The sequence below is a fragment of the Dehalococcoidia bacterium genome, from assembly GCA_030018455.1.
GTDB lineage: Bacteria > Chloroflexota > Dehalococcoidia > DSTF01 > JALHUB01 > JASEFU01.
Genome location: JASEFU010000008.1, coordinates 16,541 through 41,479, shown reverse-complemented (window position 1 = coordinate 41,479; position 24,939 = coordinate 16,541). Strand labels below are relative to the sequence as shown.

Sequence of the window (24,939 nt, the reverse complement as noted above, 5' to 3'; positions counted from 1 at the left end):
TTACGAACCCTGCAGACAATTGACGGCGGCGGCGTGTCCGTTTCCGGAGACCGAGTTCATGAGCACGCGGGCGCCGCCTGTGTCGAAGTGAAAGTCCATTCGGTAAAGCTTGAGCGCTTCCATCTCCTTGCACACCTGTTCCCTGTACGGGGGCTCGCAGTAGAGGAGAAGGAAGCCCCCGCCGCCGGCACCCGTAATCTTGCCGCCGACGGCGCCTTTAGCCAGCGCCCGTTCGTATATCTCGTCGATGTGCGGATTGCTGACGCCGCTGGCCAGCTTCTTCTTGCGCTCCCAGGAGTCGCGCAACACTTCGCCCAGGACCGGCAGGTCGCCCCTTTTCAGCGCTTCCCGGGCCACGCGGGCGGTCTCCTTGAGATAGTGGAGCGACTCGATTACGTCCTGTTTCCCCTCGCGCGTCGCCTGTTGCTGGGCTTTCCCGATCTCGCTGGCGTTGCGCGAGCGGCCGAGGAAAAACAGGAGGAGACGTTCGCAGAGGCGTTCCCGCGTCTCGAGATCGATGTCCAGAGGCTCCACGCGGACGCCGCTGCTTTCGAAGTAGATCGCGTTCAGCCCGCCGAAGGCCGCCGCATAGTGGTCCTGCTTGCCGCAGGGCCGCCCCAGCTTCCCGCTTTCCACGCGATAGGCCGTTTCCGCGATCTGGATCGGATCGAGCCGGTGGCCGGTGAGGGTGCTGAGCGCCTTTATGAGCGCGGCGGCGACGGTGCTTGACGAGCCGAGACCCGTCCCCGGCGGTATCTCAGAGGCGAGGAAGATGGACAGCCCTCCACTTATGTCAAACTCGTCCAGGATGGCGCGCGGTAGACGAAGGTCACCGTCCCAGTGCCCGCCGTTTCTCCCCGACCACCGGTGGAAGCAGCGATAATCGGAGGAGCCGATGTGAACGCCCTGGCCGCCGTTGGCGCTGACGAAGACGTAGAAGTACTTATCGATTGCAGCGCTCACTACCATCCCACCGTAGCGGGCGTAGTAATCTTCAAGATCGGTGCCGCCGCCGGCGAAACTTATCCTCACTGGCGCTCTTGCCAATAACATGACGCAAACTCCTAGCCACTGCTCTGCATGCTCTCCATTCGTTCAACGACGGGAACCTCGTCAGGAAAACTCATCAGCAGGCCGGACGCCAGATCCGACTGGGCCTGCCGGTAGCGCGCCGGCGAACCGATATCGAGGAAGTAACCGCTGCTGACGTACCCCATCACCGGCGCTCCGGCTTCGATGAGAAGAGGGATGAGATCAGACCCGAAATCGAAGAATGAGTTCTCCGGTACCCGCTGCAGCGCCTCCGGCTCCACCACATACACGCCCGCGTTCGCCCAAGGCGAAAAGACCTCCCACATCTCCGGCTTCTCGACAAAGCGCTTCACCCGGCCTCTGCCGTCGATCTCGACGATGCCGCAGCGGGTCGGGTCCTCGGCGCGGTGAAGCGCGATCGTGAGGACTGCGCGGGCTCGCCGGTGGAACCCGGCGAGAGCAGAAAGGTCCATGTCGGTGAGGACGTCGCCGTAGAGCACGAAAAACGTCTCGTCGAAGAAAGACGCGAGCTTCTTGACTGCGCCCGCCGTCCCCAGCAGCGTGTCCTCATACGAGTAGGTGACGTGGACGCCAAGGGCGGAGCCGTCGCCCAGATAGGACTGCAAGGCTTCCGGCCTGTGGTGCAGGTTCACCGCTATCTCCGTCACCCCGTGGCGGCGGAGCAGCTCGATGAGGTGGGCGATCAGGGGCCGGCCCGCGAGATCGAGCATGGGCTTGGGGCGGTCGATGGTCAGGGGCCGCAGGCGCGTGCCTTCTCCCGCCGCCAGGATCATCGCCTTCATGCCGCCTCCTCTGCCGATCGTTCCTGCCTCAGGATCCAGCGGACGGCCGCTTGAAGGTCGCTGGCGACAAGGCTGGGAAGGCACCCCGCTTGATGCGCCAGCTCATGCCGTCCCCGTCCGGTGAGGACAAGGATGAACGGAAGCCCGAGCGCGCGGGCGGCGAGCAGGTCGCTGAAGCTGTCGCCGACGACGTAGCAGCGCTGCTTGTCGACGTCGAAGAGCTCTAGGGCCTCGGCCAGCAGGCCCGGCTGCGGTTTGCGACAGGAACAGCCCTCTTCGGGCGCATGCGGGCAGCAGAAGACGGCGTCGACGTAGGCGCCGCGCCGCTCGATCTCCTCCCGCATGCAGGCGTGTATCTCCTCTAGTTCGTCGAGCGAGATGATGCCCCGTCCCACTACCGATTGGTTGGTGACAACGATTACCTGCGCGCGCCGCTGGGCAAGCGACTTAAGCGCCGCCAGCGATCCGGGCAGGAACTCGAACTCCTCCCATGATTTCACGTAATCGTTGCGGTTGCGGTTTATGACCCCGTCCCGGTCGATCAGGACTGTCAAGGGCTTCATTCGCCCCTCCTTCAGCCCACAGGCTTGTACTTGACCACGATCTCGCGGTCGCGCGACAGATCCGTCCGGACGCGTAAGCCGGCGTCCTCGAGCGCCCTGCCGTCGAGCTCGAGGGACACCAGCTCCGCGCCGGGCGGAATCGAAACGGTCACCATGAGCGGCGCGGCCGCCGCGCCGGGCTGCTTCTGGAACAGCAGACGGTACTCGGCAAGCTCGCCGCGGAAATCGACGACCGCAGGCGTTGCCCAGTGGAACGCCACTTCTCTCGCGGCGCCGCTCGGCAACGCGAAGAACCGGCCGAAAACGCCCTTTCCCTGCTCCTCCCCGATCTCGCTCGGGCCCGCCTCCGCGCCGTCGATCTCCACGCTAACGAGCCGGCTTTTGGCGGCAGTGAAGAGGCGCAGGTAGCCGCCGTAGAGGCCGTCAAGCATGAGCCGCCGGACAAGATCGGGGTCGCGTCCCTGCTCCCACGACGGGAGGTCGTTGCGATAGCGGACGCGCACCTCTTTTTCGGCGTTGCCGAGGTCATCGAGCGCCAACCGGACTTCGATCTCCTGATCGATGACGATGTTGAGCTTGGTGCTGTTGACGCTCGCCTCCACGAGCATGAGATAGTCGCCCGGCGTTTCGCGGAGACCGCCGTCGAGGCCCATCCTCTCCGCCACCGCCTGGAGCTGCGGGTCAAGCGAATAGAAGAGGACCTCTTTCTCGTCGCGCAGCTCCTCCAGTGCGTCGAGGAGCGGCGTCCAGCGGTCGGACGGCAGGCGCATGAGGCGCTGGAGCATCTCCTCCGCCAGAAACGCTACGAACGCCTTCCTGTCGCCTTGCGGCTCGAGGGGCGTGCGCGTCAGCGCCTCCGTTACTTCAAGCGCGTTCTCCGTGTTGACGGTCACGCCGTATTCCTCCACAGTCACAGGGCCGGTCACCGAAAGCAGCTCTTGCAGCGTGCTCACGTTTATTCCGATCACGCCGTCGACGGGGCGGCCGCCGCCCTTCTCGAAGAAGAAGAGCGCCTGGCGGGCCGCCGTCGGGAAGTCGGGCGACCAGTTGGCCACGTCGAGGTTCCAGCTATAGTCCTTGAGCAGGTACTGCTTGAGGGGCGCCGGCGGCTCGACGTACTCGCCCGTCTCCTCCTGCCAGCGCTCTCCAAAGGCGATGGCATCGGCGAACGTCATCTCCTCGACGCGGCCCTGATTGAAGGTGACGACGCCATATGCGGAGATGAGACCGCCGGTGGGCAGCAGTTCGGCGTTGTTTTGGGCGAGGACGAGGTAGGTGCGCGGCCCGTTGAAACCGAGGAAATCGGGGAAGAGGGCGGCCGCCTCCTCGTAGGTGTCGACCAGTTCCTCCAGTTCGCCGCGACGCTTATCGACTTCCGCGACGGCGCTGCGAAGCGGCGGCAGGAGCGGATGGCCGTCAAGCCGTTCCCGCCTCGCCAGTATGCTGTTGAGCGCGGCGTTCATCGCCGTCATGTGCGGCTCTACGTTGTCGAGTAAAGTCATCGCTTTCTCAGTAATCCGGCTGTCCTGCTCAGAGCGGACGGCCTGATACTCCCTGGCCACGGCCACGCCGTTGAGGCCGATGGCGCTCGCTTCGGCGCCCATCGCCAGCACTTCCTCGGCCGCATCGACCTGCTCGCCCAGCCACGGCGTCCATGCCAGGAGCCGGAGCAGCGGGTCGCTGCGGAGGGAGTCGCGGGTGCGGCGAAAACCTGCCTCAGCCTCCGTCAGGTCGGCCTCGGCCCGCTCCAGGTCGGCGGCGGTCGCATCCAGCCTGCTTTCCCGCAGCGATTCCTGGGCGGCGAGCAGGAGGTCTTTTGCGCCCTCCGCGTCGCTGTAGAGGCCGCGGTAGTGCAGCAGGGCGAGGGTGCCCAGCGCTGCCGTCAGCGCGAGAGCGAGCAGGAGCAGAGGCAATTTGCGTTTGTGCTTCCCTGCTCTTGCCAATGCTCCCACCGGTCCTCTCGAGGGCCCGCTGAGAGCGAGCCCGCTCAGGCTACGACACGCTCTCCGGCTTTTGGTTTTCCCTACGAGTTGTCTCTGACGCGGGTTCCTGCCAGACGCAGGGCGCAGCCGGCGCCGACGGCCAGAATCCCGCCGCACAGCATGGCGGCGACGATGCCGGTCCACAGCGTCCCGGCCGCGGGCGCGAAGCCGGTCGGCGGCAACGTGATCCCTACCGGCTCGACGGGCGCCTGCGGCGGCACGACGGCGCCGGACACCAACACGGTGACGCCGGCGAACAGGTTGCCGCAGTTCGCGACGACCTGCACTGCGCCGGGCGTGGTCCCCGTGTAGAGGCTTCCGGTGAGCACGCCGTTCGCGTCCGTCGTGGAGCCGCTCTGGCTGACGCTCGCGTCGGAGCCGGGCTGGCTGGCGACGTAAAGCGTGCAGGCCTTGCCGGCGAGGGCGCTGCCCGCGCTGTCGACGACCGTCAGGGTCAGGGCCACGTCAGTGCCCGTTGCCGCCGTCGTGGCCGACGCGCTGAGGGTCGCCGATCCTGCCGGCGGCGGGTAGTTGGCGGCTGCCGACTGCACAGACACCAGCCCTAGCAGCACCGCCACCATACCCAGAGCGGCTAGCTTGAGACTGAACCACTTCATGACGTCCTCCTTGTCTTCTGCTACCGCGGTGAAACCGGCCTCTCGCCTCTCCTCGCGTTGCGGCCCGTTTCACCTCCAGTTACACACGCTCAGCCCGGACGACCAGTCGATGGCTGTATTGCCGGGACACGCCATCGAACCGGCCGGTACAGGTTATGAGCGTCACAACCTCTCTACTGGTCGGCCCGACGATTTCCTCCGTGGGGGCGACGGCGGTCTCATAGACGCGGCTCAGCACCACCGCGTAGCGGTAGACCGAGGCGTCGGCGAGGCGCACCTCCACGAGATCGCCCTTCTGCAAATCGCCCAGCCGCGCGAAGACGGCGGGCCCGTAATCGTGGTAGTCGACGTGGGCGGAGAAGACGGCGTTGCTGCCCTCTCCCGGCCGAGAGGTGAAGGCGTACCAGGCGACGTCCTCCGGTCCGTCGGGCGGTTCCATCACCCCCGCGGCGTCGATTCCCTTCACGGTCACGGGCGCGTCGACGCCAATCTGGGGGATGACGAGACGCGCCGGCACGGAAGCGACGGCCTCGGCGCCGGGCGGGGTCGGGGTGAGGGTGGCGTCTCCGCTCCCCGGAGACGGCAGGGCAGCGGCACTGCGCCTGTCTTCGCCTCCGTCAGTCACAGTCAACGCGAAGAAAACGATGCCTGCGACCGCGAGTGCGGCGACCAGCGTTAGCCGGAGGCGCCGTCCTTTCTTCCGCATCAGCGCCCTCCTGCGACGCCGCTTTCGACGCGGCTGCCTGTCCTTTTCGCGCGCTTGCGCTTCGACTCCTTCTCAGGCGACTCATAGTAGTAGTGGTAGTAGTAGTCGCCCGCTCCCCGCAGTTTGAGCTTGTTCAGCACCGCTCCCAGGAGCTGCGTCTTCGAGCGCAGCAGGGCATCCTTCGCCCTCTGGAGGGCCTCGGCGCGCGTCCGGCTGGAGTCAACGACAAGCACGGCGCCGTCAGCCTTGGCGGCGAGGATGCTGGCGTCGGTGACGGCCAGCATGGGAGGACTGTCGAAGATGATTACGTCCGCCTGGGTCTTGATGTTGTCGAGAAGGGCATCGAACCGCTTTGACGCGAGCAGCTCAGACGGGTTAGGCGGGAGCGGTCCGCTGGTTATCACCGCCAGGTTGTCGTGGCGGGTGACCTGAGCGCAGCCGTTCGGCGAGGGGTGCGGCGAAAGCAACAGGTTGGTCAGGCCCCTGTCGTTGGCGAGGCCGAAGAGACGGTGGATCGAGGGACGGCGCAGATCGGAGTCGATGAGCAGGACGCGCTTCCCCGCCTGCGCCATCACCAGCGCGAGGTTGGCGGCCGTCGTGCTCTTCCCCTCGCCCGGGTTAGCGCTGGTAACGAGGAGGGTCTGGCCGGGGCGGTCGATGGTGCTGAACTGGACGTTCGTGCGCAGGATGCGGTACGCCTCGGCGAGGTGGTGCCGCGACCGACTGCCGGCGACGAGGTTATCGTGCGGGTGCCTCGTCCGGTGGAAGCGGGCAATGCCGCCGAGGCAGACAAGTCCGCCCGATTCCAGGTCTTCCGTCGACTTCACGGTGTCATCGAGGTACTCGAAGAGGAAGGCGATGCCGCCAGCCAGCAGCAGGCCGACGAAAGCGGCAACGGCCGTGTTCAGTATGACGTTCGGGCTAACGGGCGAGGACGGCGGCGTCGCCGCCTCGATGATGCTCACGTCGCCCGGGCGCGAAAGCTCGTTCGCCGTGTTCTGCTCGATGAAGACGGAAGCGGTCGAGTTGGCGAGACGGCTGGCAAGGGCGGGATCGGCATTCTCCACCGAGAGACGCAGGAGTTGGGTATCAGGGACAACGCTCACGGTTATCATCCCCGCCAGCTCCTGCCAGCCAAACGGGACATCGAGCCTGTCGACGACCTCTTCGAGGACGGGCCGTTTTTCGATCAGCTCCTTGTAGGTGCGGGTGAGCCGCTCGCTGGTGAGGATGTCGTTATAGGCGATTGTGCCGGGCACCTGCGTTTGGTTGACGAGGAGGGTAGCGCTGGCGCTGTATACGGGGGTAAGGGTCCTGCTCACGGCGTAGCTCACACCCCCGGCGACGAGAGTGCCGAGGCAGAGGAGCCACCACCACCGGCGTAGAAGCGAGAGATAGCGAGCGAATCCCATGGAGCTTCCTTTCTACCACGGTAGGTGCGTCGCGCCTGCCGAGGCGCCGCTTGAAAGATGGTCGCCTATTCGCAAGAGGCCGCTCAATCAGAGAAACCCTTACGCGGGGAGCGGGAAACCCTGAACTGAAGGGAAAGACAAGCAGGGGGACGGATTCGGGGCGATTCAGCCGGTTGCAGGGCCGCCTTCGCGCAGTCCCCGCTCGAACCGCTCGAGCGCTTCCCGCTGCGAGGCGGACAGGTTGAGCCAGGGCCGGCGCGCCTTCACGGCCGAATAAGCGTCGGAGAAGGGGTGTCCCATGGCGATGAGGACGGCGATTGCCATGCAGGGGCTGCGCCCGAGGCCGCTGAGGCAATGGACGTATACTTTGCGGCCGGACGCTATCTGCTTCAGCGCCCAGCGCGTCGTGGCCTGCAACTGCCGTTGCGTCGGCGCATGGCGGTCCTTGACGGGCACCCGCCTGAGGACGATCCCACGGCGCGCCAGCGCTTCCTCGTCGTCGACCGGAGCGCTGCGCACTTCGATGACGGCGCCCACCCCTTCCCGCTCGAGGACCGGTATCTGCTCGTTGGTGAAGGCGGGGCCGAGCGCCAGCTCCGGCGTTATCCAGACCGTCAAGCGTGCCGGACGAACGAGCGCGTACGCGCGGCGCAGCAGGGAGGGCACAGCGATCATTCCACCTCCTCGCGCTCCGCCAGCAGATCGGCGTCGGCCTCCGTATCCTCGATCACCCGTGCGGGGTTGCCGGCGACCACCGAATTGCTTGGCACGTCGCGGATCACGAGCGAGTTGCCGCCGATGCGCACGTTGTCGCCGATCGTTATGGCGCCGACGACGCGCGAGCCGACGCCGACGAAGACGTTATCGCCCACCGTCGGGCCGACCAGCGCCTCCCAGGGGTGCGCCACTCGCCGTCGGTGCGCCAGCCCCAGCCCTGACCACGGGTTCAAGGTGCAGTTGCGGCCGATCTTGACCTCGCCCGCGACCATAACGTCGCCGTGTGATATGCAGAGCCCCGGCCCGATGGAGACGTTATCGGCGATCTGGACGCGCCAGACGAGCATGTTTATCCAGTCGACGAGACGGGGGAAGAAGGGCACGTGGTGCGCGCGCAGCCAGACCTTGAACCGGTACAGCAATACGGCGGAGAAGGGGAAGAGCCAGAGGGCGGCAAGGAAGCGGCGGATGTCGTTGAGCTGAGAGGCCCCGGGCACCCCCTTTATCTCCTTGACGCCGGTCAGATTGGCATAGACTTTGAAGTCTTCCTTTACGTTCTCAAACATTTGGCGGATCGTTGGCGCTCGCGGCCGCGCTGTTCTTAGCCGGATGCGCTCTTTTCTTCGGCGGCTTCGATGGGAAGGTGCGCGCGGGCACCCCGACGGCCGTGTGGCCCGCGGGGACGTCGCTGAGGACGACGGCGTTGGCGCCGATCTTGGCGTTGTCGCCGATGGTGATGGGCCCAAGCACTTTGGCGCCCGTCCCCACGTACACGTTGTCGCCCATCGTGGGGCCGACGAAGCTGAGCCCGATGTCGCTTCCTGTGGCAAGGCCGATGGTGACGAAGGGGTTGACGGTGCAGTTCCTACCGATGCGCACGATGCCGTCGATGACGATGTCGCCGTGGGAGATGCAGAAGCCGGGGCCTATCTTCACGTCCTTCCCGATTATCACTTTGAACATGAGCCGGTTGAGCGCCTCGGCCAGCCAGGGGAGGAGGGGAACGCCGCGCGCGCTCGCCCATTCACGAAACCGATAAAGGCATACCGAGGGCCAGAGGCCACGGAAGACGATGGCGTCCCAGCGCTCGAGGCGGCGCGAGAACTCGGAGCGGCGCTTGTAGTCGGGCACCCAGACGAAGCTGGTGTAAAGGTAGCGGTCGTAGTCTTCGCGGACTGTCTCAAACATGCTTCAGGCTTTCCACCTCCCGAAGGGAGTCCACACCGAGACAATCATATCCGCCAGGGCGGGTAACCGATAGGCCACTCCGTCAAGCGCCCGCAGCGCCGCCTCGCCGAGGGGCGCCGGCATGCGCTCGACGATCTGCGTCCAGCGGGGCAATAGCCACAGGAGAGAGATACCAAAACAGCGCTCCATTCGCAGCCGGGACCCGCCCAGCCCGGCGATGGAGGCGTGGTTCCCCCGGAAGGTGTGGGTGACGGGCGGCTGCCAGTAGCGGTACTCCGGCGGCGGCAGGGGAAGGCCGAAAGCGCGTCTGACGGCGAAGACAACGCGCCCCAGGCGGCAAGAGAGGCTGTCGTAATTGGTTAGGGCGATTACGGCCCGGCCCTCCGGCTTGAGGATACGCGCGAGCTCGGCGACAAACGCCTGCGGGTCGGCGAAATGGTCGAGCGAGCCCTGGCAAAGGACGCGGTCGAAGGCGTCGTCCTTGAAGGGCAGGCGCTCGGCGATCCCCCGGACCAGCGTCACCCGCGCCCGCGATCGCTCGACGTTCGTCCGCGCGCGGGCCAGCATGGCCGGGGAGGGCTCGAGACCCCACGACTGCCAGCCGCGGCGGGAGAAGATCGCCGCTTCGTAGGCTATGCCGCAGCCTACGTCCAGAACGCGTCCCGGCGGGCCGTCCACCGTGGTGTCGACGACCGCCTGCCGCACCCGGTCGAAGAAGAAGTGGTGGGCGCGGCAGAGGCCCTGGAAGAGCCAGCCCGTGTACAGGCCCTTGTCTTCGTCGAGGTCGTAGTCCAGGTCGACGGCAGGTTCCAGCATAGCGTTTTTACTGTTCAGTCCCCCGTTTCGAGAGGAGGCGGCACCTGTCGGGGCGCCACTACATCAGGGTTCTTCCGCCCACGGCGGGGCCTTGACGGTGGCGAGGAGAACGAAGAACTCTTCAAAACCGATGAGGGGGCCGAGCCAGCGCTCCCAGCGGTACTGGCTGCCGCGGTCCTTGTTCGCGAGTGATTCCACGACGGAAGAGATGAGACCGCCGGTAAGCCGCGGCCGCTGCCCCTGTCGCATCGTCGTGAGATACAGCCGCGAGTGCTCGATCTCGAAGGCCGCGTCCGGGGGCGCAAGCCGGTTCTTCTGCGGGTCGAAGAACTCGAAGGTCTCGATGGTGTACAGCCGCTTCTGGCCCGGGTTACGCGTGCTTGCCCAGGCGGAGGTGGCATGGGAAGCCCAGATATGCAGAAGGGCGCCGGCGCGGCAGACGCGCCAGAGCTCCCTCATCACCTTCATGAGGTCCTGCACGTTCTCCAGCGTGTGGTCGAGGTAGACTTCCTCCACCGTGTCATCCTTGAAGGGCAGGCCGTACTCCAAGTCGGCAAGGACAGTGACGCCGGGGGCAAGGTTCCTGCTGACCTTGAGCGCGCCGCGTCGCCTGCGAATGCCGTTTATGTCCAGAGTGACCATTCGCTTCCGGCCTCCGATCTCTAGGATGATATCGCCTGGCCCAGGAAAGCGGTGATGCGCGAGAGGTATTCGTGGACCACGGGCTGCGAGGGCCCGTCTATCTGCAGACGGCCGTGCTGAAGAAGGATGGCGCGGTCACAAAAGCGCGTTACCGCTCCTAGGTCATGCGAGACGACGACGATAGTGACGCCGTCCCGCCGCAGCTTTTCGATGTGGTCGAAGCACTTCTGCTGGAACTGCGTGTCTCCTACCGCCAGCACCTCGTCGACGAGAAGGACGTCCGCCTTCACGTGCACCGCCACCGCGAAACCGAGACGGATGTACATGCCGGAAGAATAAGTGCGCATGGGCTGGTCGATGAAGTCGTGCAGCTCGGAAAAATCGATTATCTCCGGCAGCCGCTCTTCCGCTTCCTTCCTGCTGAGACCAAGCAGCACGGCGTTCAGGATCGCATTCTCGCGGCCGGTGATCTGGGGGTGAAAGCCGGCGCCGAGCTCGAGGAGGGCGGAGATGCGCCCGTTGACGGTGACCTTACCCTTCGTCGGCGCGGCGAGGTCTGCAATGATCTTGAGCAGGGTGCTCTTGCCGGAGCCGTTAGGCCCGATGACACCCAGGCTCTCGCCTCTGCGCACGCTGAAGGAGATGTCGTCGAGGGCCCAGAAGGGGCGCCGGCCGCGATCGCTGCGTTGAAGAAAAGAAGGCAGGTGCAGCAGCGCCGTTTTTAGCTCAGTCGGACGCTGCGACCGCAGGTAGTAGCGCTTCGACACGTGCTCCAGCGTTATCACGTTCGGGTCGTCATAACGCATCGGCGAAACCCCTCTCCAACCGCCCGAACACGGCGCTGCCGACGGCGCAGGCGAGCGCGGTAAATAACAGACACGGCCAGAGCGCCTCCGGACTGGGGAGCGCGTTGTCGATGAAGAGATCGCGCCAGGCCTCCATAAGCGAGGTAAGCGGGTTCACCAGAAGAAGGTTCTGGTACCTGTCGGGCACGATGTCGAGCGGATAGATGATGGGTGTGACGTAGAACAGCAGGTTGAGGAATACCTCGACCAGGTGCTCCAGGTCTCGGAAGTAGACGTTGATGGACGAGATGAAGAGCACAACGCCCATGAGCAGCACGAGCTCGACGAGCGTGAGAACGGGAATACCGACGATCCACGTCAGGGAGGGCCGGTAACCGGAGGCGACGACGAAGATGGCGAGAACGGGCAGCGTGAGCAGAAAATGGACCATGTTGTTGGCGACGGTCGCGAACGGCAGCACGTAGCGGGGAAAGTGCACTTTCTTGATGAGGTTGCCGTTGTGAGAGATCACGGGCGAAGCGAGCAGCACCGACGTCTGAAACCAGATCCAGGGGAAGAGGGCGGAGAGCAGCACGAGGTGATAGTCGTCTACTCTGATGCGGACGACGCGCTGGAGGGCAAAATACAGAACGGCCCCCAGCAGGAGGGGCTTGAGCAACGACCAGATGAAACCGAGCGCGGTATCCTGGTACCTTAGCTTTAGCTCCCTCGCGGTGATCAGGTACAGCAGCTCCCAGGTTCTGCGGAATCGTCGAAGGGTAATGGCTGCCCCACCTCTTTCGTTGCGGGCTCGGGTACAAGACTAGCAGGCGAACGGCCAGAAATCAACAGACATTTTCATATCGCTAAGACACTTGAATGTTTTGTTGTGAAAGGGTAGGGTGAAACAGGAGAGGAAATGAAGGGCGAAATCGAACCGACGCCGGCCGACGCGACAGACATCGAGAAGGCCCGACCGACTGTGTTTGCGCACGCCAGCGAAGAGGAGTTCGCGAAGATACTCGACTTCTACGGCATAAGCTGGCAGTACGAACCGCGGACATTCCCCCTTCGGACCGAAGAAGACCGCGTGACGGAAGCGTTCACCCCCGATTTCTATCTGCCCGACATCGATACGTATATTGAGCTGACGACGCTCCGGCAGGGGCTGATGACGGATAAGCACCGCAAGGTCCGCCTCATGCGCCAGCTCTACCCGCACACGAAAATAAAGCTGCTGAATAAGCGCGACTACCTGCGGCTCCTGGCGAAGTACGGCTTCGGTCCGCCCTCCTCGAAGAGCATCGAGCGCATCGAGCGGGTGCTCATCAGCGCGCCTCAGCTCAAGCGCCGCGTCAGCGAGCTGGGGGCCCAGATCACGAAGGACTATCGCGGCAAGACGCCGCTGCTCGTGGGCGTCCTCAAGGGGGTTACCTGCTTCATGGCCGACCTCATGCGCCAGATATCGCTTCCCCTTGCCGTCGATTTCATGGCGATATCATCTTACGAGAACGAGAGCGGGACGTCGGTGCGCATACTGAAGGACCTGGACGAGAACGTCGAGGGGCGCGATGTGCTGGTCGTGGAGGACATCATCGACACGGGGATGACGCTGAACTACCTGCTGGGCTATTTAGAGGCGCATCGCCCGGCCAGCCTGAAGGTGTGCACTTTGCTCGACCGCAGGGCGCGGCGGCTGGTGGACATCCCCATAGCGTACGTAGGCTTTGAGATACCGGACGAGTTTGTCATCGGGTACGGCCTCGATTACCACCAGCTCTACCGCAACCTGTCGTTCATCGCCACCCTCAAGCCGCCGCAGCAGCCCTAGGTTGCGGCGCCTCTCGCGTCCGCCGACGGGAGTCGACGCGCCACAAAGCAAAGCCCCGAGTGACCTTGCTTTCCTGGTTTCATCCGCCCCTGAGTTTTCTGCCTCAGGCTTTCGCCCTTGGCTTACCGGCTCAGGTTTGTCCACCGGGATTACTCCGCCACTCGGAGCACTTGTCAACATACCATTCCGGGCAAGGCTTGTCAAGCCCAGCGGGCGAAAAATCGCCACAAATTTCAAAAAAACCGTGGGTTATGTAAGGCTGAGGCTCGCGCTGCTCTCCTGCCAGCGCTTCACGTCGAAAGAGTAGCTCTCCGAGAGCAGTTCGCGGGCCACTTTTCGCAGCGCCGTCTTGGGCAGGGGCGAGTCCGTGAGGGTGCAGTCGACGGTGCGCTTGTAGGGGGCTATCGTCTCTTCCAGCCGATCGATCTCCGACGTCACGATCTCCCGCACCGTCCTCTCGTCCACGGACTGCCCATTGCCGGCCAGCCGCTCGCTGACCGCGGCGTAATTCGGGTAGACGACGCACGATACCTGCGTCTTTCCCCTCACGTTACGGCCGACGACCGCGACGTCCTCGATGAGGGGGCTTGTCTGGAGAAGGCCTTCCACCTCGTCGGGGTGGACCTTTTCGCCGGATTCGAGGACTATGACGTACTTGCTGCGCCCGGTGATGAACACGTTGCCGTCCTTGTCGATCCGGCCCACGTCGCCTGTTCGGAGCCACTCTCCGATCTTGGCGGCGCGCGTCTCCGGCTCCGCCTTCCAGTAGCCCGGGGTCACGTTTGGGCCACGGACGGTGAGCTCGCCTTCGTCGTGCAGGAGGACGTATATTTCCTTTTCCGGCACGTCTATGAGGGTAACGTCGACCGCGGGGAGGGGCTTGCCCACAGATCCGAGCTGTTTCTCATAGTAGTTGGTCAGCCTGAACCTGCTGGGGTAAAAGCGCTGGCCGGTGATAATGGGTGAGGTCTCGGTCAGACCCCATCCCTGGAGCAAGAGGAGGCCGAGCTTGTAGTAAGTCCGCGCCGTGTCGGGGCTGAGGGCAGCGCCGCCGCTGGCCATGAAGCGCAGGCGGCCGCCCAGCCGCGCGTGCAGCTCGCGGAAGACGAGATGGCCGATGTTTATGCCCGTGCGCTCTTTGACCCGCGCCACAAGGTCGAGGCCGCGCTGGAATATCTGCCCGCGGCCCTGCGCCTCCGCCTGGCTCCGTATGGCGCGCAGCATGATGTCGAACAACGCCGGGACGCCGGCGAAAACGGTGGGATGCGTCTCCGAGAGGCGGTCGCGGACGCGCACGAGGTCGTTTTCAATGACCACCGTCGCTCCCACCGCAAGGGGGAGGAGGAATTCGACGGTGAACGGATATGCGTGATGGAGGGGCAGAAGAAGCAGGATCTTGTCCCTCTCGCCGACCGGCATGATCTGCGGGACTCCGCTCACGTTCGAGACGAAGTTGCCGTGGGTGAGCATCACGCCCTTGGCGCCGCCGGTCGTGCCGGAGGTGTAGACGATGGACGCGAGGTCTTCCGGCTTGATGCCGATAGCAGCGAGGGCGGTGTCGCTTTCGGGCGTGGCCTGCTCCGCTACCGCCTCGAAGGGCAGCAGACGCGCGCGGGGACGGCGGTAGAGGAAGCCGACGAGTGATGACCGTGCTTCGACCGCGGCGGCGCCGTCGCCGATGACGAAGACGGTCTCCAGCTCGGACAGCCGCTCGGGGATCTTGGGAAGCACCTTCGCGGAGGTAACGACAAATCGGGCCTCGGCGCGCTTGAGGGCGTCTTCGATCTCGGGCGGCTTCAGTTCGTAGTACACCGGCACGCCGACGCCGCCGGCCATCGACAGCCCGAGGTAGGCGGTCACCCACTCGAAGCCGTTCTCGGCCACCAGGCCCACCCTGTCGCCGGGCCTCATTCCCAGGGCGACGAGTCCGGAGGCAAACGCGCGGGCCCGCCGGTAAAGATCGCCGTACGTGAGTTCCCTGTACTCCCTGCCTACCTTCATCTGGAACGCCGCTTTCCTTTCGTGGCGGCGGACCGCTTCCTCGAACATCGCAGGGATTGTCATTTGCGCCATGTCGTCCCTCTTCGCGGCAATATTGCAGTGATTCTAATATCGACGATATATACGGGCAAACGGGCAAACACATCGGGAAGAGCCGTTCCCGCCGGGAGAAAGCGGCTCCCGCCCCGCAGTCGGCCGGGGGCACTGCTCAGACGACGTCGGGCCGCGGCCACTTGAGGTCGCAGCTCAAGCAGCGCGCCTGGATCAGTTGCTCTCCGTTCCAGTAAGTGGCCGTGAACGTCTTCTTGCAGCGCGGGCACTGCAGGTCGCCGAGGCGGACGCGATACTGTTCCTCGCCTGCCGGCGCCTGTTCGACGGGGTCCCCAATGTTCTCGATTGTCATCCTGCCCTCCAATTTCGATTGTACAACAACGGTCAAACGATTAAAGGGAACGGCCGCTGATGCCGTTATATATGTAGGAAAGACTGCGGGTTTGGTGGCGCGTGTCCACCCAGCCTGCGTTTATGTAGGGCCCATTGACCCGTTATGTTTCGCTGGCAAGGGTTAGACGGCAAAGCTACGATCTCTGCTTCGGATGATGGGCGCATTATCGAGACGCTCGCTGATGTCCTTCCCCGCCGCATGCGTCTCCAGATCGAGGCGCTCTTCGAGCAGTGGGAACGCGATCTGGACAGCAGGGACAACTATTCGGGAGCGCATTCGCAACTGGCGGCCCAGCACGCCCTCGCCCTGGCGCGCCGGCTGCAGCTCTCAACCGACCTGATCGGCGGCCTGTGGGTGGCAGGCCACGTATATGACCTCGGCAAGATCGCCCTGCCGCCGAACCTCTTGACAAAGGAGGGGCCGCTCTCAGACGCGGAGCTTTTCGCGCTGCGTTCCCACGTTTCCATCGGCTACGACCTGCTTCGCGATTGGGACATCCTGCGCTCCTGCCCTCGCTGGCTGCACGACCTGGTGCTGGAAGTCGTGCTGTTCCACCACGAACGATGGGACGGCGGCGGCTATCTCAAGGGGAAGCACGGCGACGAAATCCCGCTGCACGCGCGCATAATGGCGATAGCGGACGCCTTCACAGCAATGATCCTCGATTCCCCCTACCGTCATGCGCGGACCCCCAAGGTGGCGCTGGAAGAGATCGCGGAGAAAGCGGGCGAGCAGTTCGACCCTTATCTCGTGCAGCAGTTTATCCGCGCCGTGCGGCTCGGTCAGCAGTACCCGGGCATCGTGTCCCTCGATGGGAAGAAGTCGACGGCGTAGGGCCTTCCGTCCTCTGCGCTAGCCGTCGTCGCGGTCCTCATGCCAGGCGATGAACTTGGCGATAGCGTTCAGCGCGCGCGGGAAGTCGGGATAGGTCGCGATCCCCGCCTCTGCGGCAAAGCGGAAGAAGAGCCGGAGCGCGGCCATTGTCTTGGGTTCGTCCGGGGCCCGAAGGGCGAGCGCGACTGGAATCTTGCTCCGGCGCGCAGACTCGGCAAACCTGTCCACGTTTCCCCTCACAAACGCTTCGAGGTCGTCCGCACGGTCAATCCCCCAGTCAAGACGAGGAAGGATCAGGACGGCGTGGATGCCCGGCGAGCGGGCGACGATGTTTACGGTCTGGTTGAGGCCGTCTTTGTCTTCGAGAGCGACGGTGTCGAGAGGGTTGCGGATGCTTGTGCCGGCAAGGGGTGTGAACTTGCGGAGCTCCGCTTGCACTTCGCTCGATATTTCGGGAAGCGGCAGGCCCATCTTTTCGGCGCGGTCGGAGATCATGACGCTGGCGCCGCCGCCGACGACGATGACGGCAAGGCCGCGGCCGGCCGGCCTCGGGAAACGCGCGAAGGTGACGGCAAGGTCGGCCAGCTCCTCCAAGCTCTCCGCGCTGATGACGCGCGCCTGCTTGCACAGGGCATCCCACACCTGCGGCGAGCCCGCCATACTGCCCGTGTGCGAATCGGCGGCGCGGCTGCCCGCACTGGTAAGCCCGCCTTTGAGGATGATGACGGGTTTCGCCGCCGAAGCAGCCATGAGAGCGCGGCGGAATCGCGGCCCGTCTTTGACGCCCTCGATGTAGGCGGTGATTATCTTCGTCTCGGGGTCGGCGGCGCAGTACTCAAAGAAGTCGCTCTCATCCAGATCGACGGCATTGCCGTAGCTGACGGCCTTGCTGAAGCGGACGCCCAGGACGGCGGCATGATGGATGAAGTCCTCGCCGTTGAGCCCGCTCTGCGAGATGAAGGCTACGTCGCCCGGCTCCTTCGGGAAGTCCATGCCGAACGTGATCCCTGACGCGGGGCAATAGATGCCCATGCAGTTCGGCCCGACGATCCTGATCCCCGCGGCCCGCGCTTTCTCCAGCACCTTGCGCTCGAGCTCGATGCGCTCCGGGTCGCCGGTCTCGCGGAAGCCGGCGGTGAAGAAGTGGACGCAGCGCACCTTCTTGGCGGCGGCGTCGTCCATGAGGTCGAGGACGCCCGCTGCGGGGATGCTGGAGATGACGTGATCGACGGGGCCGGGGATAGCTGTAAGCGAGGGGTAGCATTTGAGGCCCATGACCTCATCGACGTTCGGGTTGACGGGGTACACGGGACCGTGGAAGCCGGCATTGAGCTGCATGCGGAGGAACATATTGCCGCCACCCCAATCGCGCGGCCTGCTGGACACGCCGACGATAGCGATCGAGCGTGGATGAAACACGAAGTCGAGAGGGTGCTTACCTTCTTCCATTCTCACCATTCGTCAAGGGGCAGGGAGCGGCGCCCCCTGCCCGTATTGCGGCTGCCTTCCGGTTGAGACGCTCACGCTGCGGCGTTTCCCCTTTCACCCGCGGCGGCCGGAGAACGGGTTTGATCGACTACTCGCCCCCTCTAAACTCTCCGTGCGCTGCCACCGTCCGCCGCTCCCGGCTAGCGGCCGAAGATGGCCACCGAGCAGGTGAACGAGCCGGGGCGTCCGCCGAGATTGTGCGTCAGCCCGATATCGGCCTTCTTTAGCTGGCGTTCACCGGCTTTCCCCTGTATTTGTTTATACACTTCGTAGATCATGCGCAGGCCGCTGGCGCCGATAGGATGGCCAAAGCACTTGAGGCCGCCGTCCGGGTTGACCGGCAGGTCGCCTTCGCGCAGCGTGAACGAGCCCGCAGCGACATCCTCCGGCGCCTTGCCGCGGGCGCTGAACCCCAGGTCCTCGTAGATGATCAGCTCGGTGATGGTGAAGCAGTCGTGCACTTCCGCGAGGTCGATCTCCTGCCGCGGGTCTTTGATTCCAGCCTCAGCGTACGCCTGTCTGGCGGCGTTCACGCTCTCGGGGAAGTGGACGAAATCGTAGTCGTCCTGAAGGATACCCTGCATTCCGCTGACGGCCAGCCCGATGCCCTTCACCAGCACGTAGTCTGATCGCATGCTCTTCGCGATCTCCGGCCGGGTGATGATGGCAGCGGCCCCGCCGTCGCTCACGCCGCAGCAGTCGAACAGGCCCAGCGGCCAGGCGATCATCGGCGCCTTGAGGGCGTCTTCGATGGTGATCTCGCGGCGCAGGTGGGCCTTGGGGTTCAGCGCGCCGTTCTGGTGGTTCTTCACCGCTATCTGGGCCAGCGTCTTCTTCCCCTCTTCGTAGGGAATGCCGTAGTGGTGGAAGTAGCGCGTGGCGGCGAGCGCGAACTGCGACGGCGGCGGCACCGGCGGGTCGACGTTGGAGCCGGCGGCAGCGGCGCCCGAGAGGCCGGTGAACCCGGTGTCCTTCAGCTTTTCGACGCCCGCGGCGAGCACGATGTCGTAGATGCCCGCGGCGACCGCGTAGGCGGCGTTGCGGAAGGCGTCGGTGGCGGTGGCGCAGGCGTTCTCTACGCGGGTGATGGGGATGTAGTTCAGCTTCGTCGCCGTCGCCAGGGGTTGTCCGGTGCTGAAGCTTCCCACCGTCCCGAACCAGGCGGCCTGGATGTCTTTCGGCTCGATGCCCGCGTCCTCGTACGCCTCATAGCAGGCCTCGACCAGCAGGTCGATGCCGTCCACGTCCCAGCGCTCGCCGAACCTCGTGCAGCCCATGCCGACGATGGCTACTCTGTCTTTGATCCCTTCCATGATTCTTCCTCCCGCGGCTATGCCCTTACGGGCGTCGACTTCCAGTAGTAGTTGTGGACGCCGCCGACGGTGTGCAGCTTTCGGAAGCTCATCTCGACGGGCAAGCCCACCCGCACCTCTTCGACCTCGCGGTCCGTCATCATGCAGATCATCCGTCCGCCGCCCTCGAAGTTGACGACGGTGACGACGAGGGGGACGTCCGGCGTACCGGCCACGTAGTCCATCGAATAGGTGAATATCTCCGCCTTCTTATCGGAGAGTCTTACCGGCTCGAAGCTGTCCCTGGTCATGCACTTGATGCAGACGCGCTGCGGCGGGTACTGGAGGTAGCCGCAGCTCTTGCAGCGCGAAGCGTGCAGGCGGATGTTCTTGTCGGTCTCGCGCCAGAGGGCGGAAACGGACGGCGTGGGAAGGGGCGGCCGGCGCGCGGCTGCCGTCGTCATCAGTTCGCGCCAGCGCGCGTACTCATCGTACGTCTTGAGGAGGCGCTTCGACTCCACGTGTTTCTTGACGCCGCGCCATCCATTCTTCGAGCCGTCCGCGCCGCGTTTCACCTCGATCGAGAAGACGTCGGCGCCGTCGCCGTAGCCTGCGAGGAGCAGCCTGTCACCGGATTTCGCTTCCTCCAGCGCGGCGACCAGCAGCATGAGGGGGAAGGCGACGCCCGTGTTCCCGACGACGCCGTACATCGGGTCCTGGACCTGCTCCTCCTTGAAGCCCATCTGCCGCGCGAGCTGGGCGTGGCGGCGGGCGTCGTTCGAGTAGTAGACGGCCTTGGAGAAGTCCGCAGGCTTGAGGCCGCTCTTTTCCATGAAGGCGCCGACGGCCTGCGGCAAAACGCGCAAAAGCCCCTCTTCGATGACAAAGCGGTCTTCCCACGAACGGACGAACGTGTCGTCGCGGGCGCGCCAGACGTCGAGCATGCTGTCGGTCACGTGATGGCTAGCGGTGATTTCGGCAAAGACGCCGTCCTTCGAGATGAGCAGGGCAGCGGCGCCGTCGCCGATGGCGGGCTCCATGGGGTCGCGCGGCACGGCGAGCCGAGAGTCGGCGGCAACGACGAGGACGTTCTTCGCCGAGCCCGCGTTCACGCTCTCGAGGGCGATCTTCACCGCCGTGGTGCCGGCTCGCAGCACGTTCGCGATGTCCGCGCTCGATATGTCATTGCGCAGGTCGAGCGCGGTGGCGATGAGGGCGGCGTTCTGCTTCTCCAGATAGGGAGGCGTCGTGGTGGCGAAGAGGATGCTGTCGACCTCCGCCCTATCGATACCGCGGAGGCAGTCGGCCCCGGCGGCGACGGCCATGGTCACGCTGTCTTCGTCGAAGTTGGCGACCGCTTTTTCGCCGGGGGCGCGCCAGCCCGCGGTCTCCTTTCCCAAACGGTACTTGGGAATATATGCTCCCGCAGACCTGATTCCTGCCATGGCAACCTCCTTTGGTCCGCGCTTTCGGTTGGGGACTTCGCGACTTGAACCTATTCCAGGGGCGCGGAATAAGTCAATCACGGGCCAGCATCTCAGACGAAGGAGGGGCCCGGCCGGCCGTCGTCTCACGTCGCGTTGCCGGGGCGCGGGAATCAAAAACACCCCGTCCTACAGCGAACGGCTGACTCTCATGCCGCGTCCTTCAGGGCGCGGTGCATGAGCATCAGAGCCTGTCAACGGATGGGAAACGGGTAGCGGATGGCCTCAAACACCGGTAGGGTCGGGCGTCCCTGCCCGACCAGCCAGCACCATCCGTCAACGGATGCGAAACGGATAAGCGGCTGCGGCAACGGCCGGGGGCTTGCTCTTCGAATCGCGCTTGTGGCGGAGGAGCCGCCATGAAGAAAGCGCTCTGGCCGGCCCTGGTCAAACCTTCGCCGCTTCATTTCTGCAACTAGACCGCCCCGCAAAGCCGTTGGCCCGCCGTATCGCCTGCTCCATGCGTCATTCCATAACGCGATCCCCCACCCGGCAAGGCGAGTTAGCTCCTCCCAAACAGCGCTCGCGCTGAAAGAGCCGCAACCTTGGGTCTTTCGTGCGCTCGTCCAGATACATTCCGTACACCATAATGCCACGTGGGGAGAGGAAGATATGGAGTGCCTATGCAGGTGTACGGAGCTGTTTTACCGGGCGCTGCCGCGGTCGCCAGGTATCTTCCCGCTGCCGCGGCTCATGTTCGAGCGGATACGGCGGGCCTACGAGACGGTCTACAACACGATCCGGCCTCATCAGGCCCTCGGGCAACGAACACCAGCACAATTCTACCAGTCATGGCTCAAGAAACAAGCGGAAAGGGGGTGAGTGTACGGAATGTACCGGACGAGTACACCCGCTTGCGTCCGCCGTCTATTCAAGCGTAGAATGACGTCAACAGGCTCGCAAATTGATCATAACATTGATCCGACGTAAAGCGAGCAATCATACTGCTGTGACAGGAGGTCCAGATGCTCAGAGGCAAGAAGCTATTCGTGGCGCTCGCAGCGTTTGCGCTGGCGCTAACCGTCGCGCATGCCGCCCTCGCCGACGATCCCAAGGGCAGCGACCACGGCACAGTCACCACCGGCAACGGAATCTACGACGCGTCGGTGGAGGACTCCGACGACGGGATGGGCCAGTACACCGCCCGCACGGGCGATAACCACCCCATCACGATCGAGACGGAAGCGCACCAGGACGTCCTCTACGGCGGCGCCAGCGAAAGCCCGGGCACCAGTTGGAGCACGATTCGCTCCTACACGTCCCAAACCGACTACATAAATGACGATTACAGCGGCAAGAATAGCAGCTTCAACGTAGTGGTCCTGGACCCGTATGCAACGGTCGAGCCCATCGGCACGACCGGCACCCGCACGACCTACGTCGTCACTTCGGCCGCGGCACAGCTGGACGACCTGACCATCGTCGAAGACGTGAACATCAACGGCTCAACGCTGAGCGACTCCAGCGTCGAGATCACCACGTCCGTCACCAACGATGGCGATGAAGCCGTAGATATCGGCATCCGCTATCTGTGGGACTGGGATATCGGCGATGATGACGGACCTTCGTTCACCCCCATCGATCCCGACGGAGCGGCCGTTGTCACGGAGCAGACCTACGTTTCGCCGGCCTTCACCGCCTACGCGATTCAGGACAACGATGAGGCGGGCGCTCCTCTGTTCGTCGTGTACGGCACCGTGAACGGCCCCGCTGCAGTCGAGCCGCCGCCGGTAGCGCCGGACACCCTTATGTTCGTCGCCTGGTCGCCTGCCGACGACGAGGCGTTCGACTACGTGACTAGCCCGTCGCTCGATGTGGCGAGCGCGGACGGCGATGAGAACGACAGCGCGGTGCTCTACTACTGGGGGCCGAACGCGCAGGACGCGATCCACCTCGAACCAGGCGAGTCGGTCACCGTCTCGGCCTCGCTATTCGCGGCGGAGCCCGGCGAACCGCCGCCGTTCATCGGGGCAACCCCCACGCCCTTCCGGAGGAACCCGACCGACACACCCACCCCAACGGCAACAGCAGAGCCCACCGATACACCCGTGCCGGCGGACACGCCGACGCCGCCACCGCCGCCGCCACCCGCCCCGACGCCGACGGGCGGCGGAATGCCTGAGATTCAGGCGCCACCCACGGGTCAAGGCTCTGGCACGGGCAATAGCTCGACGCCGTGGCTCGGTCTGGCCGCTGCGGGAGTAAGCGTCGCAGCAGCCGGGGCATTGCTGCGAGCGGTCAAGAGCCGCCGCTAGCGCACGAACCCAGCGAACACAATCGATAGGGGCGATGCCAGCGCGTCGCCCCTACTCTTTTGCATCGGCCGCGGTTGCCGTCAGGTCGTTTCCGGCCGGAGCGCCGCTTCCACCTCTTCCCGGTGCTCGGCGTACCTGGCGGCAAACGCTTCCAGCAGCCCGAAGCAGCCGGAGAGCATCATGTCGCCGTGCGGGACGGCAAAGTGCGGGGCCAGCCGGCTCCCCCGCAGCTTCCCCCTCTGCGGCCCCGTCACCGCAACAAACGGGTCGCCGCCGTCCGGCTGGTCGGCGTAGTACACACCGTGTCCGTTGCCCTCGAACACATCCTCGTGGCGCAGCGTCCCCGCCAGAAGGCGCTCCGCCATCGACTCCACGTCTTCGCGGCTGAGCAGGCCCGTATGGTGCTCGAAGAGGCTGAAGATGTGCGTGCCGCGCAGGTGGAACGCGAGGGCGTGGGAATTGCCCAGGTTGAGCACGAGCTGCTCTTCCGCCTGCGCGACAAGCGGGTCCTGGAGGGCGCCCAGCGCCGCCGCTGGCGCGGTATCGAGAAAGACCAGCGGCACGTCCGCGTCGACGCTGGCGAGGAGGGCGCGGGCGCGGGTCAAGTACTCCGGAACCTCCTCCGGCTTGAAAGCGAACGCCAGCAGGTCGTTGTTGGCCTCAACGACGCGGCGCATGTGCTCGAAGCGGAACAGACGGTCGGAGTAGCCGGGTGGCGCGGCGCCGTGATCGAGGCAGGCGAGGGCCGCGCCGTCGATGCCGGTGTCCACGCCCAGGCGCGCGAGCGCCTCCCGCAGCCCTTCGAGGTCGAGGTCGCGCATCCCGATCTGCGCCGCCCACCACAGCCGGTTGACCTCGTCCTCGCCGACCACCTGTACGCCCATACGCTCCACCTCTTCCAGGTCGTCGTCGAAAGTGTGGGCGGCGTCGGGTGTCGCGAAGGCGGCGAGGCCCGCCTGAAGGTGCCGTTCCAGCTCCCAGCGCGAGGGGCCCCCGCCCATGGTCACGCCGGTGAAGAGGATGGGCTGTTTCTGGTGCGTCGCCCGGCGTATCTGTTCCGCCACCCGTAGCGTCGGGCTGGGCACGACCAGCTTGACGCTATTTTCGACGGGGTCCGAGGTGTCGAACAGAAGAATGTCCTGTGTCCCGGTGCCTGTGTCGACGGCGAGAATCTTCATCGAAACGAACCCGTTTCATTTTAGCATTTGAGCGGCTGCCGATATTGACTTTCTTCTCCAAACGGATATGATCCGGTTCACTCAGCAGGTCATCGCGTTGGGCTGCGATTCAGCGCTCCAGGAGGGAATGCGATGGGAATCTACGTCATGCTCACGACTCTGACCGATGAGGGCCGCAAGACGGTCAAGAACAAGCCGGAGCGGATCAAGGAGGTGAACAGCGAGGTCGAGGCGATGGGGGCGAGGGTGCTGGCGCAATACGCCACCCTGGGGCCGTACGACTTCGTCAACGTGATCGACGCGGCGGACAACGAGATGGTGGCGCGCATCTCTGTTGAGCTGGGGGCGCGCGGCACGCTTCAGCTCATGACGATGCCCGCCATCCCCGTCGACAGCTTCATCGAGCGGATCAAGCGCTAGCGTCGAGACCCTGCGGGCGGCACCCGCGGTCGCGCTTTCAAAGCCACCGGGGCCTTGTTGCGCCCTCCGCCCTGCCTTGCCCCTTGACTGCCACGCGTGCCCCGGTATCATAGCGTCAACCAGGAGGGTCTCTGGCAGGGAAAGGAGAAGGCGTTGGCTATCTACGTGGTGCTCAGTAATCTGACCGATCAGGGTCGAAAGACGATAAAGAGCCGGCCGGAGCGGATCCGCGAAGTCAACAAAGAGATCGAGGCGATGGGCGGCAAGGTGCTGGCCCAGTACGCCGTTTTGGGCCCCTACGACTTCATCAACATCCTGGAGGCGGCGAACAACGAGGTGATGGTCCGGATCGCCGTCGAGCTGGGGTCGCGGGCGACGGTGCAGCTCATGACGCTGCCCGCGATCAAGATCGACGAGTTCGTTTCCCGCGTCGCGCCGTAGCCTGGGC

The 24,939-nt window shown here is 64.8% G+C and carries 25 protein-coding genes; 5 read left to right on the top strand and 20 right to left on the bottom strand.

Features of this window, described 5'->3' with window-relative positions; genetic code table 11:
• From QME71_09430 to QME71_09365, 14 genes are all read right to left on the bottom strand, one after another.
• Complete coding sequence (locus QME71_09430) at window positions 1–1,032, bottom strand: GHMP kinase (protein ID MDI6858519.1); 1,032 nt, start codon at window positions 1,030–1,032, stop codon at window positions 1–3.
• A gap of 32 nt (window positions 1,033–1,064) precedes the next feature.
• Entirely contained in the window at window positions 1,065–1,835 is a 771-nt protein-coding gene (locus QME71_09425) for a nucleotidyltransferase family protein (GenBank protein MDI6858518.1), read from the bottom strand.
• Window positions 1,832–2,398 carry a D-glycero-beta-D-manno-heptose 1,7-bisphosphate 7-phosphatase gene (gmhB, locus tag QME71_09420; protein MDI6858517.1) on the bottom strand — a complete coding sequence of 189 codons (567 nt, stop codon included), beginning with the start codon at window positions 2,396–2,398 and terminating at the stop codon, window positions 1,832–1,834. Before gmhB ends, QME71_09425 begins: the two co-directional genes overlap by 4 nt.
• Before the next feature lie 11 nt (window positions 2,399–2,409).
• Window positions 2,410–4,311 (bottom strand): DUF4012 domain-containing protein, encoded by a 1,902-nt coding sequence (locus tag QME71_09415; GenBank protein ID MDI6858516.1) that lies wholly within the window; start codon window positions 4,309–4,311, stop codon window positions 2,410–2,412.
• 110 nt (window positions 4,312–4,421) lie between these two features.
• Window positions 4,422–4,997 carry an Ig-like domain-containing protein gene (locus QME71_09410; protein ID MDI6858515.1) on the bottom strand — a complete coding sequence of 192 codons (576 nt, stop codon included), beginning with the start codon at window positions 4,995–4,997 and terminating at the stop codon, window positions 4,422–4,424.
• Window positions 4,998–5,076: 79 nt separating this feature from the next.
• Entirely contained in the window at window positions 5,077–5,703 is a 627-nt protein-coding gene (locus tag QME71_09405) for a class F sortase (GenBank protein ID MDI6858514.1), read from the bottom strand.
• Complete coding sequence (locus tag QME71_09400) at window positions 5,703–7,115, bottom strand: polysaccharide biosynthesis tyrosine autokinase (GenBank protein MDI6858513.1); 1,413 nt, start codon at window positions 7,113–7,115, stop codon at window positions 5,703–5,705. The genes QME71_09405 and QME71_09400 overlap by 1 nt, the downstream gene beginning before the upstream one ends.
• 165 nt (window positions 7,116–7,280) lie before the next feature.
• Window positions 7,281–7,790, bottom strand: a complete 510-nt coding sequence (locus QME71_09395) for a dual specificity protein phosphatase (protein MDI6858512.1) — start codon at window positions 7,788–7,790, stop codon at window positions 7,281–7,283.
• Complete coding sequence (locus QME71_09390) at window positions 7,787–8,398, bottom strand: hypothetical protein (GenBank protein MDI6858511.1); 612 nt, start codon at window positions 8,396–8,398, stop codon at window positions 7,787–7,789. Before QME71_09390 ends, QME71_09395 begins: the two co-directional genes overlap by 4 nt.
• Window positions 8,391–9,020, bottom strand: coding sequence for a hypothetical protein (locus tag QME71_09385; protein ID MDI6858510.1), 630 nt, complete (start codon window positions 9,018–9,020; stop codon window positions 8,391–8,393). The genes QME71_09390 and QME71_09385 overlap by 8 nt, the downstream gene beginning before the upstream one ends.
• A gap of 3 nt (window positions 9,021–9,023) precedes the next feature.
• Window positions 9,024–9,836 carry a class I SAM-dependent methyltransferase gene (locus QME71_09380; GenBank protein MDI6858509.1) on the bottom strand — a complete coding sequence of 271 codons (813 nt, stop codon included), beginning with the start codon at window positions 9,834–9,836 and terminating at the stop codon, window positions 9,024–9,026.
• Window positions 9,837–9,899: 63 nt separating this feature from the next.
• Entirely contained in the window at window positions 9,900–10,496 is a 597-nt protein-coding gene (locus QME71_09375) for a methyltransferase domain-containing protein (GenBank protein MDI6858508.1), read from the bottom strand.
• Window positions 10,497–10,498: 2 nt separating this feature from the next.
• On the bottom strand, window positions 10,499–11,284 hold the full coding sequence (locus QME71_09370; GenBank protein MDI6858507.1) for an ABC transporter ATP-binding protein: 786 nt from the start codon (window positions 11,282–11,284) through the stop codon (window positions 10,499–10,501).
• Window positions 11,274–12,002, bottom strand: a complete 729-nt coding sequence (locus QME71_09365) for an ABC transporter permease (protein ID MDI6858506.1) — start codon at window positions 12,000–12,002, stop codon at window positions 11,274–11,276. The genes QME71_09370 and QME71_09365 overlap by 11 nt, the downstream gene beginning before the upstream one ends.
• Before the next feature lie 180 nt (window positions 12,003–12,182).
• Between QME71_09365 and hpt the strand changes: the two genes are divergently transcribed.
• On the top strand, window positions 12,183–13,094 hold the full coding sequence (hpt, locus tag QME71_09360) for a hypoxanthine phosphoribosyltransferase (GenBank protein MDI6858505.1): 912 nt from the start codon (window positions 12,183–12,185) through the stop codon (window positions 13,092–13,094).
• Between the two features lie 249 nt (window positions 13,095–13,343).
• Here hpt and QME71_09355 read toward each other — a convergent pair whose 3' ends face one another.
• A complete protein-coding gene (locus QME71_09355; GenBank protein MDI6858504.1) occupies window positions 13,344–15,167 on the bottom strand; it encodes an AMP-binding protein in 1,824 nt (607 codons plus the stop codon).
• A 136-nt stretch (window positions 15,168–15,303) separates the two neighbouring features.
• Window positions 15,304–15,498, bottom strand: a complete 195-nt coding sequence (locus tag QME71_09350; protein MDI6858503.1) for a hypothetical protein — start codon at window positions 15,496–15,498, stop codon at window positions 15,304–15,306.
• Between the two features lie 144 nt (window positions 15,499–15,642).
• Here QME71_09350 and QME71_09345 point away from each other — a divergent pair, with 144 nt between their 5' ends.
• Window positions 15,643–16,374 carry an HD domain-containing phosphohydrolase gene (locus QME71_09345; GenBank protein ID MDI6858502.1) on the top strand — a complete coding sequence of 244 codons (732 nt, stop codon included), beginning with the start codon at window positions 15,643–15,645 and terminating at the stop codon, window positions 16,372–16,374.
• An 18-nt stretch (window positions 16,375–16,392) separates the two neighbouring features.
• Here QME71_09345 and QME71_09340 read toward each other — a convergent pair whose 3' ends face one another.
• From QME71_09340 to QME71_09330, 3 genes are all read right to left on the bottom strand, one after another.
• The gene (locus QME71_09340; protein ID MDI6858501.1) at window positions 16,393–17,823 is read right to left on the bottom strand and encodes a CoA-binding protein; all 1,431 of its coding nucleotides are present in this window, start codon (window positions 17,821–17,823) and stop codon (window positions 16,393–16,395) included.
• Window positions 17,824–18,002: 179 nt separating this feature from the next.
• Window positions 18,003–19,178 (bottom strand): acetyl-CoA acetyltransferase, encoded by a 1,176-nt coding sequence (locus tag QME71_09335; protein MDI6858500.1) that lies wholly within the window; start codon window positions 19,176–19,178, stop codon window positions 18,003–18,005.
• A 14-nt stretch (window positions 19,179–19,192) separates the two neighbouring features.
• Window positions 19,193–20,599 carry an OB-fold domain-containing protein gene (locus QME71_09330; GenBank protein MDI6858499.1) on the bottom strand — a complete coding sequence of 469 codons (1,407 nt, stop codon included), beginning with the start codon at window positions 20,597–20,599 and terminating at the stop codon, window positions 19,193–19,195.
• A 1,004-nt stretch (window positions 20,600–21,603) separates the two neighbouring features.
• Between QME71_09330 and QME71_09325 the strand changes: the two genes are divergently transcribed.
• Window positions 21,604–22,893: a hypothetical protein gene (locus QME71_09325; protein ID MDI6858498.1), complete on the top strand. Its 1,290-nt coding sequence runs from the start codon at window positions 21,604–21,606 to the stop codon at window positions 22,891–22,893.
• Between the two features lie 80 nt (window positions 22,894–22,973).
• Here the strand turns inward: QME71_09325 and QME71_09320 are convergent, their stop codons facing one another.
• On the bottom strand, window positions 22,974–24,071 hold the full coding sequence (locus QME71_09320; GenBank protein MDI6858497.1) for a DUF1786 family protein: 1,098 nt from the start codon (window positions 24,069–24,071) through the stop codon (window positions 22,974–22,976).
• A gap of 132 nt (window positions 24,072–24,203) precedes the next feature.
• Here QME71_09320 and QME71_09315 point away from each other — a divergent pair, with 132 nt between their 5' ends.
• Complete coding sequence (locus tag QME71_09315; GenBank protein MDI6858496.1) at window positions 24,204–24,491, top strand: GYD domain-containing protein; 288 nt, start codon at window positions 24,204–24,206, stop codon at window positions 24,489–24,491.
• Window positions 24,492–24,644: 153 nt separating this feature from the next.
• The gene (locus QME71_09310) at window positions 24,645–24,932 is read left to right on the top strand and encodes a GYD domain-containing protein (protein MDI6858495.1); all 288 of its coding nucleotides are present in this window, start codon (window positions 24,645–24,647) and stop codon (window positions 24,930–24,932) included.
• Window positions 24,933–24,939: the final 7 nt, after the last annotated feature.

What these genes read in the sequence shown, in the direction of transcription:
- QME71_09385 (MDI6858510.1), bottom strand. Translation starts at nt 9,020, where the DNA reads ATGTTTGAGACAGTCCGCGAAGACTACGACCGCTACCTTTACACCAGC.
- QME71_09405 (MDI6858514.1), bottom strand. Translation starts at nt 5,703, where the DNA reads ATGCGGAAGAAAGGACGGCGCCTCCGGCTAACGCTGGTCGCCGCACTC.
- QME71_09355 (MDI6858504.1), bottom strand. Translation starts at nt 15,167, where the DNA reads ATGGCGCAAATGACAATCCCTGCGATGTTCGAGGAAGCGGTCCGCCGC.
- hpt (MDI6858505.1), top strand. Translation starts at nt 12,183, where the DNA reads ATGAAGGGCGAAATCGAACCGACGCCGGCCGACGCGACAGACATCGAG.
- gmhB (MDI6858517.1), bottom strand. Translation starts at nt 2,398, where the DNA reads ATGAAGCCCTTGACAGTCCTGATCGACCGGGACGGGGTCATAAACCGC.
- QME71_09425 (MDI6858518.1), bottom strand. Translation starts at nt 1,835, where the DNA reads ATGAAGGCGATGATCCTGGCGGCGGGAGAAGGCACGCGCCTGCGGCCC.
- QME71_09410 (MDI6858515.1), bottom strand. Translation starts at nt 4,997, where the DNA reads ATGAAGTGGTTCAGTCTCAAGCTAGCCGCTCTGGGTATGGTGGCGGTG.
- QME71_09315 (MDI6858496.1), top strand. Translation starts at nt 24,204, where the DNA reads ATGGGAATCTACGTCATGCTCACGACTCTGACCGATGAGGGCCGCAAG.
- QME71_09400 (MDI6858513.1), bottom strand. Translation starts at nt 7,115, where the DNA reads ATGGGATTCGCTCGCTATCTCTCGCTTCTACGCCGGTGGTGGTGGCTC.
- QME71_09395 (MDI6858512.1), bottom strand. Translation starts at nt 7,790, where the DNA reads ATGATCGCTGTGCCCTCCCTGCTGCGCCGCGCGTACGCGCTCGTTCGT.
- QME71_09370 (MDI6858507.1), bottom strand. Translation starts at nt 11,284, where the DNA reads ATGCGTTATGACGACCCGAACGTGATAACGCTGGAGCACGTGTCGAAG.
- QME71_09390 (MDI6858511.1), bottom strand. Translation starts at nt 8,398, where the DNA reads ATGTTTGAGAACGTAAAGGAAGACTTCAAAGTCTATGCCAATCTGACC.
- QME71_09340 (MDI6858501.1), bottom strand. Translation starts at nt 17,823, where the DNA reads ATGGAAGAAGGTAAGCACCCTCTCGACTTCGTGTTTCATCCACGCTCG.
- QME71_09380 (MDI6858509.1), bottom strand. Translation starts at nt 9,836, where the DNA reads ATGCTGGAACCTGCCGTCGACCTGGACTACGACCTCGACGAAGACAAG.
- QME71_09325 (MDI6858498.1), top strand. Translation starts at nt 21,604, where the DNA reads ATGCTCAGAGGCAAGAAGCTATTCGTGGCGCTCGCAGCGTTTGCGCTG.
- QME71_09320 (MDI6858497.1), bottom strand. Translation starts at nt 24,071, where the DNA reads ATGAAGATTCTCGCCGTCGACACAGGCACCGGGACACAGGACATTCTT.
- QME71_09350 (MDI6858503.1), bottom strand. Translation starts at nt 15,498, where the DNA reads ATGACAATCGAGAACATTGGGGACCCCGTCGAACAGGCGCCGGCAGGC.
- QME71_09330 (MDI6858499.1), bottom strand. Translation starts at nt 20,599, where the DNA reads ATGGCAGGAATCAGGTCTGCGGGAGCATATATTCCCAAGTACCGTTTG.
- QME71_09345 (MDI6858502.1), top strand. Translation starts at nt 15,643, where the DNA reads ATGTTTCGCTGGCAAGGGTTAGACGGCAAAGCTACGATCTCTGCTTCG.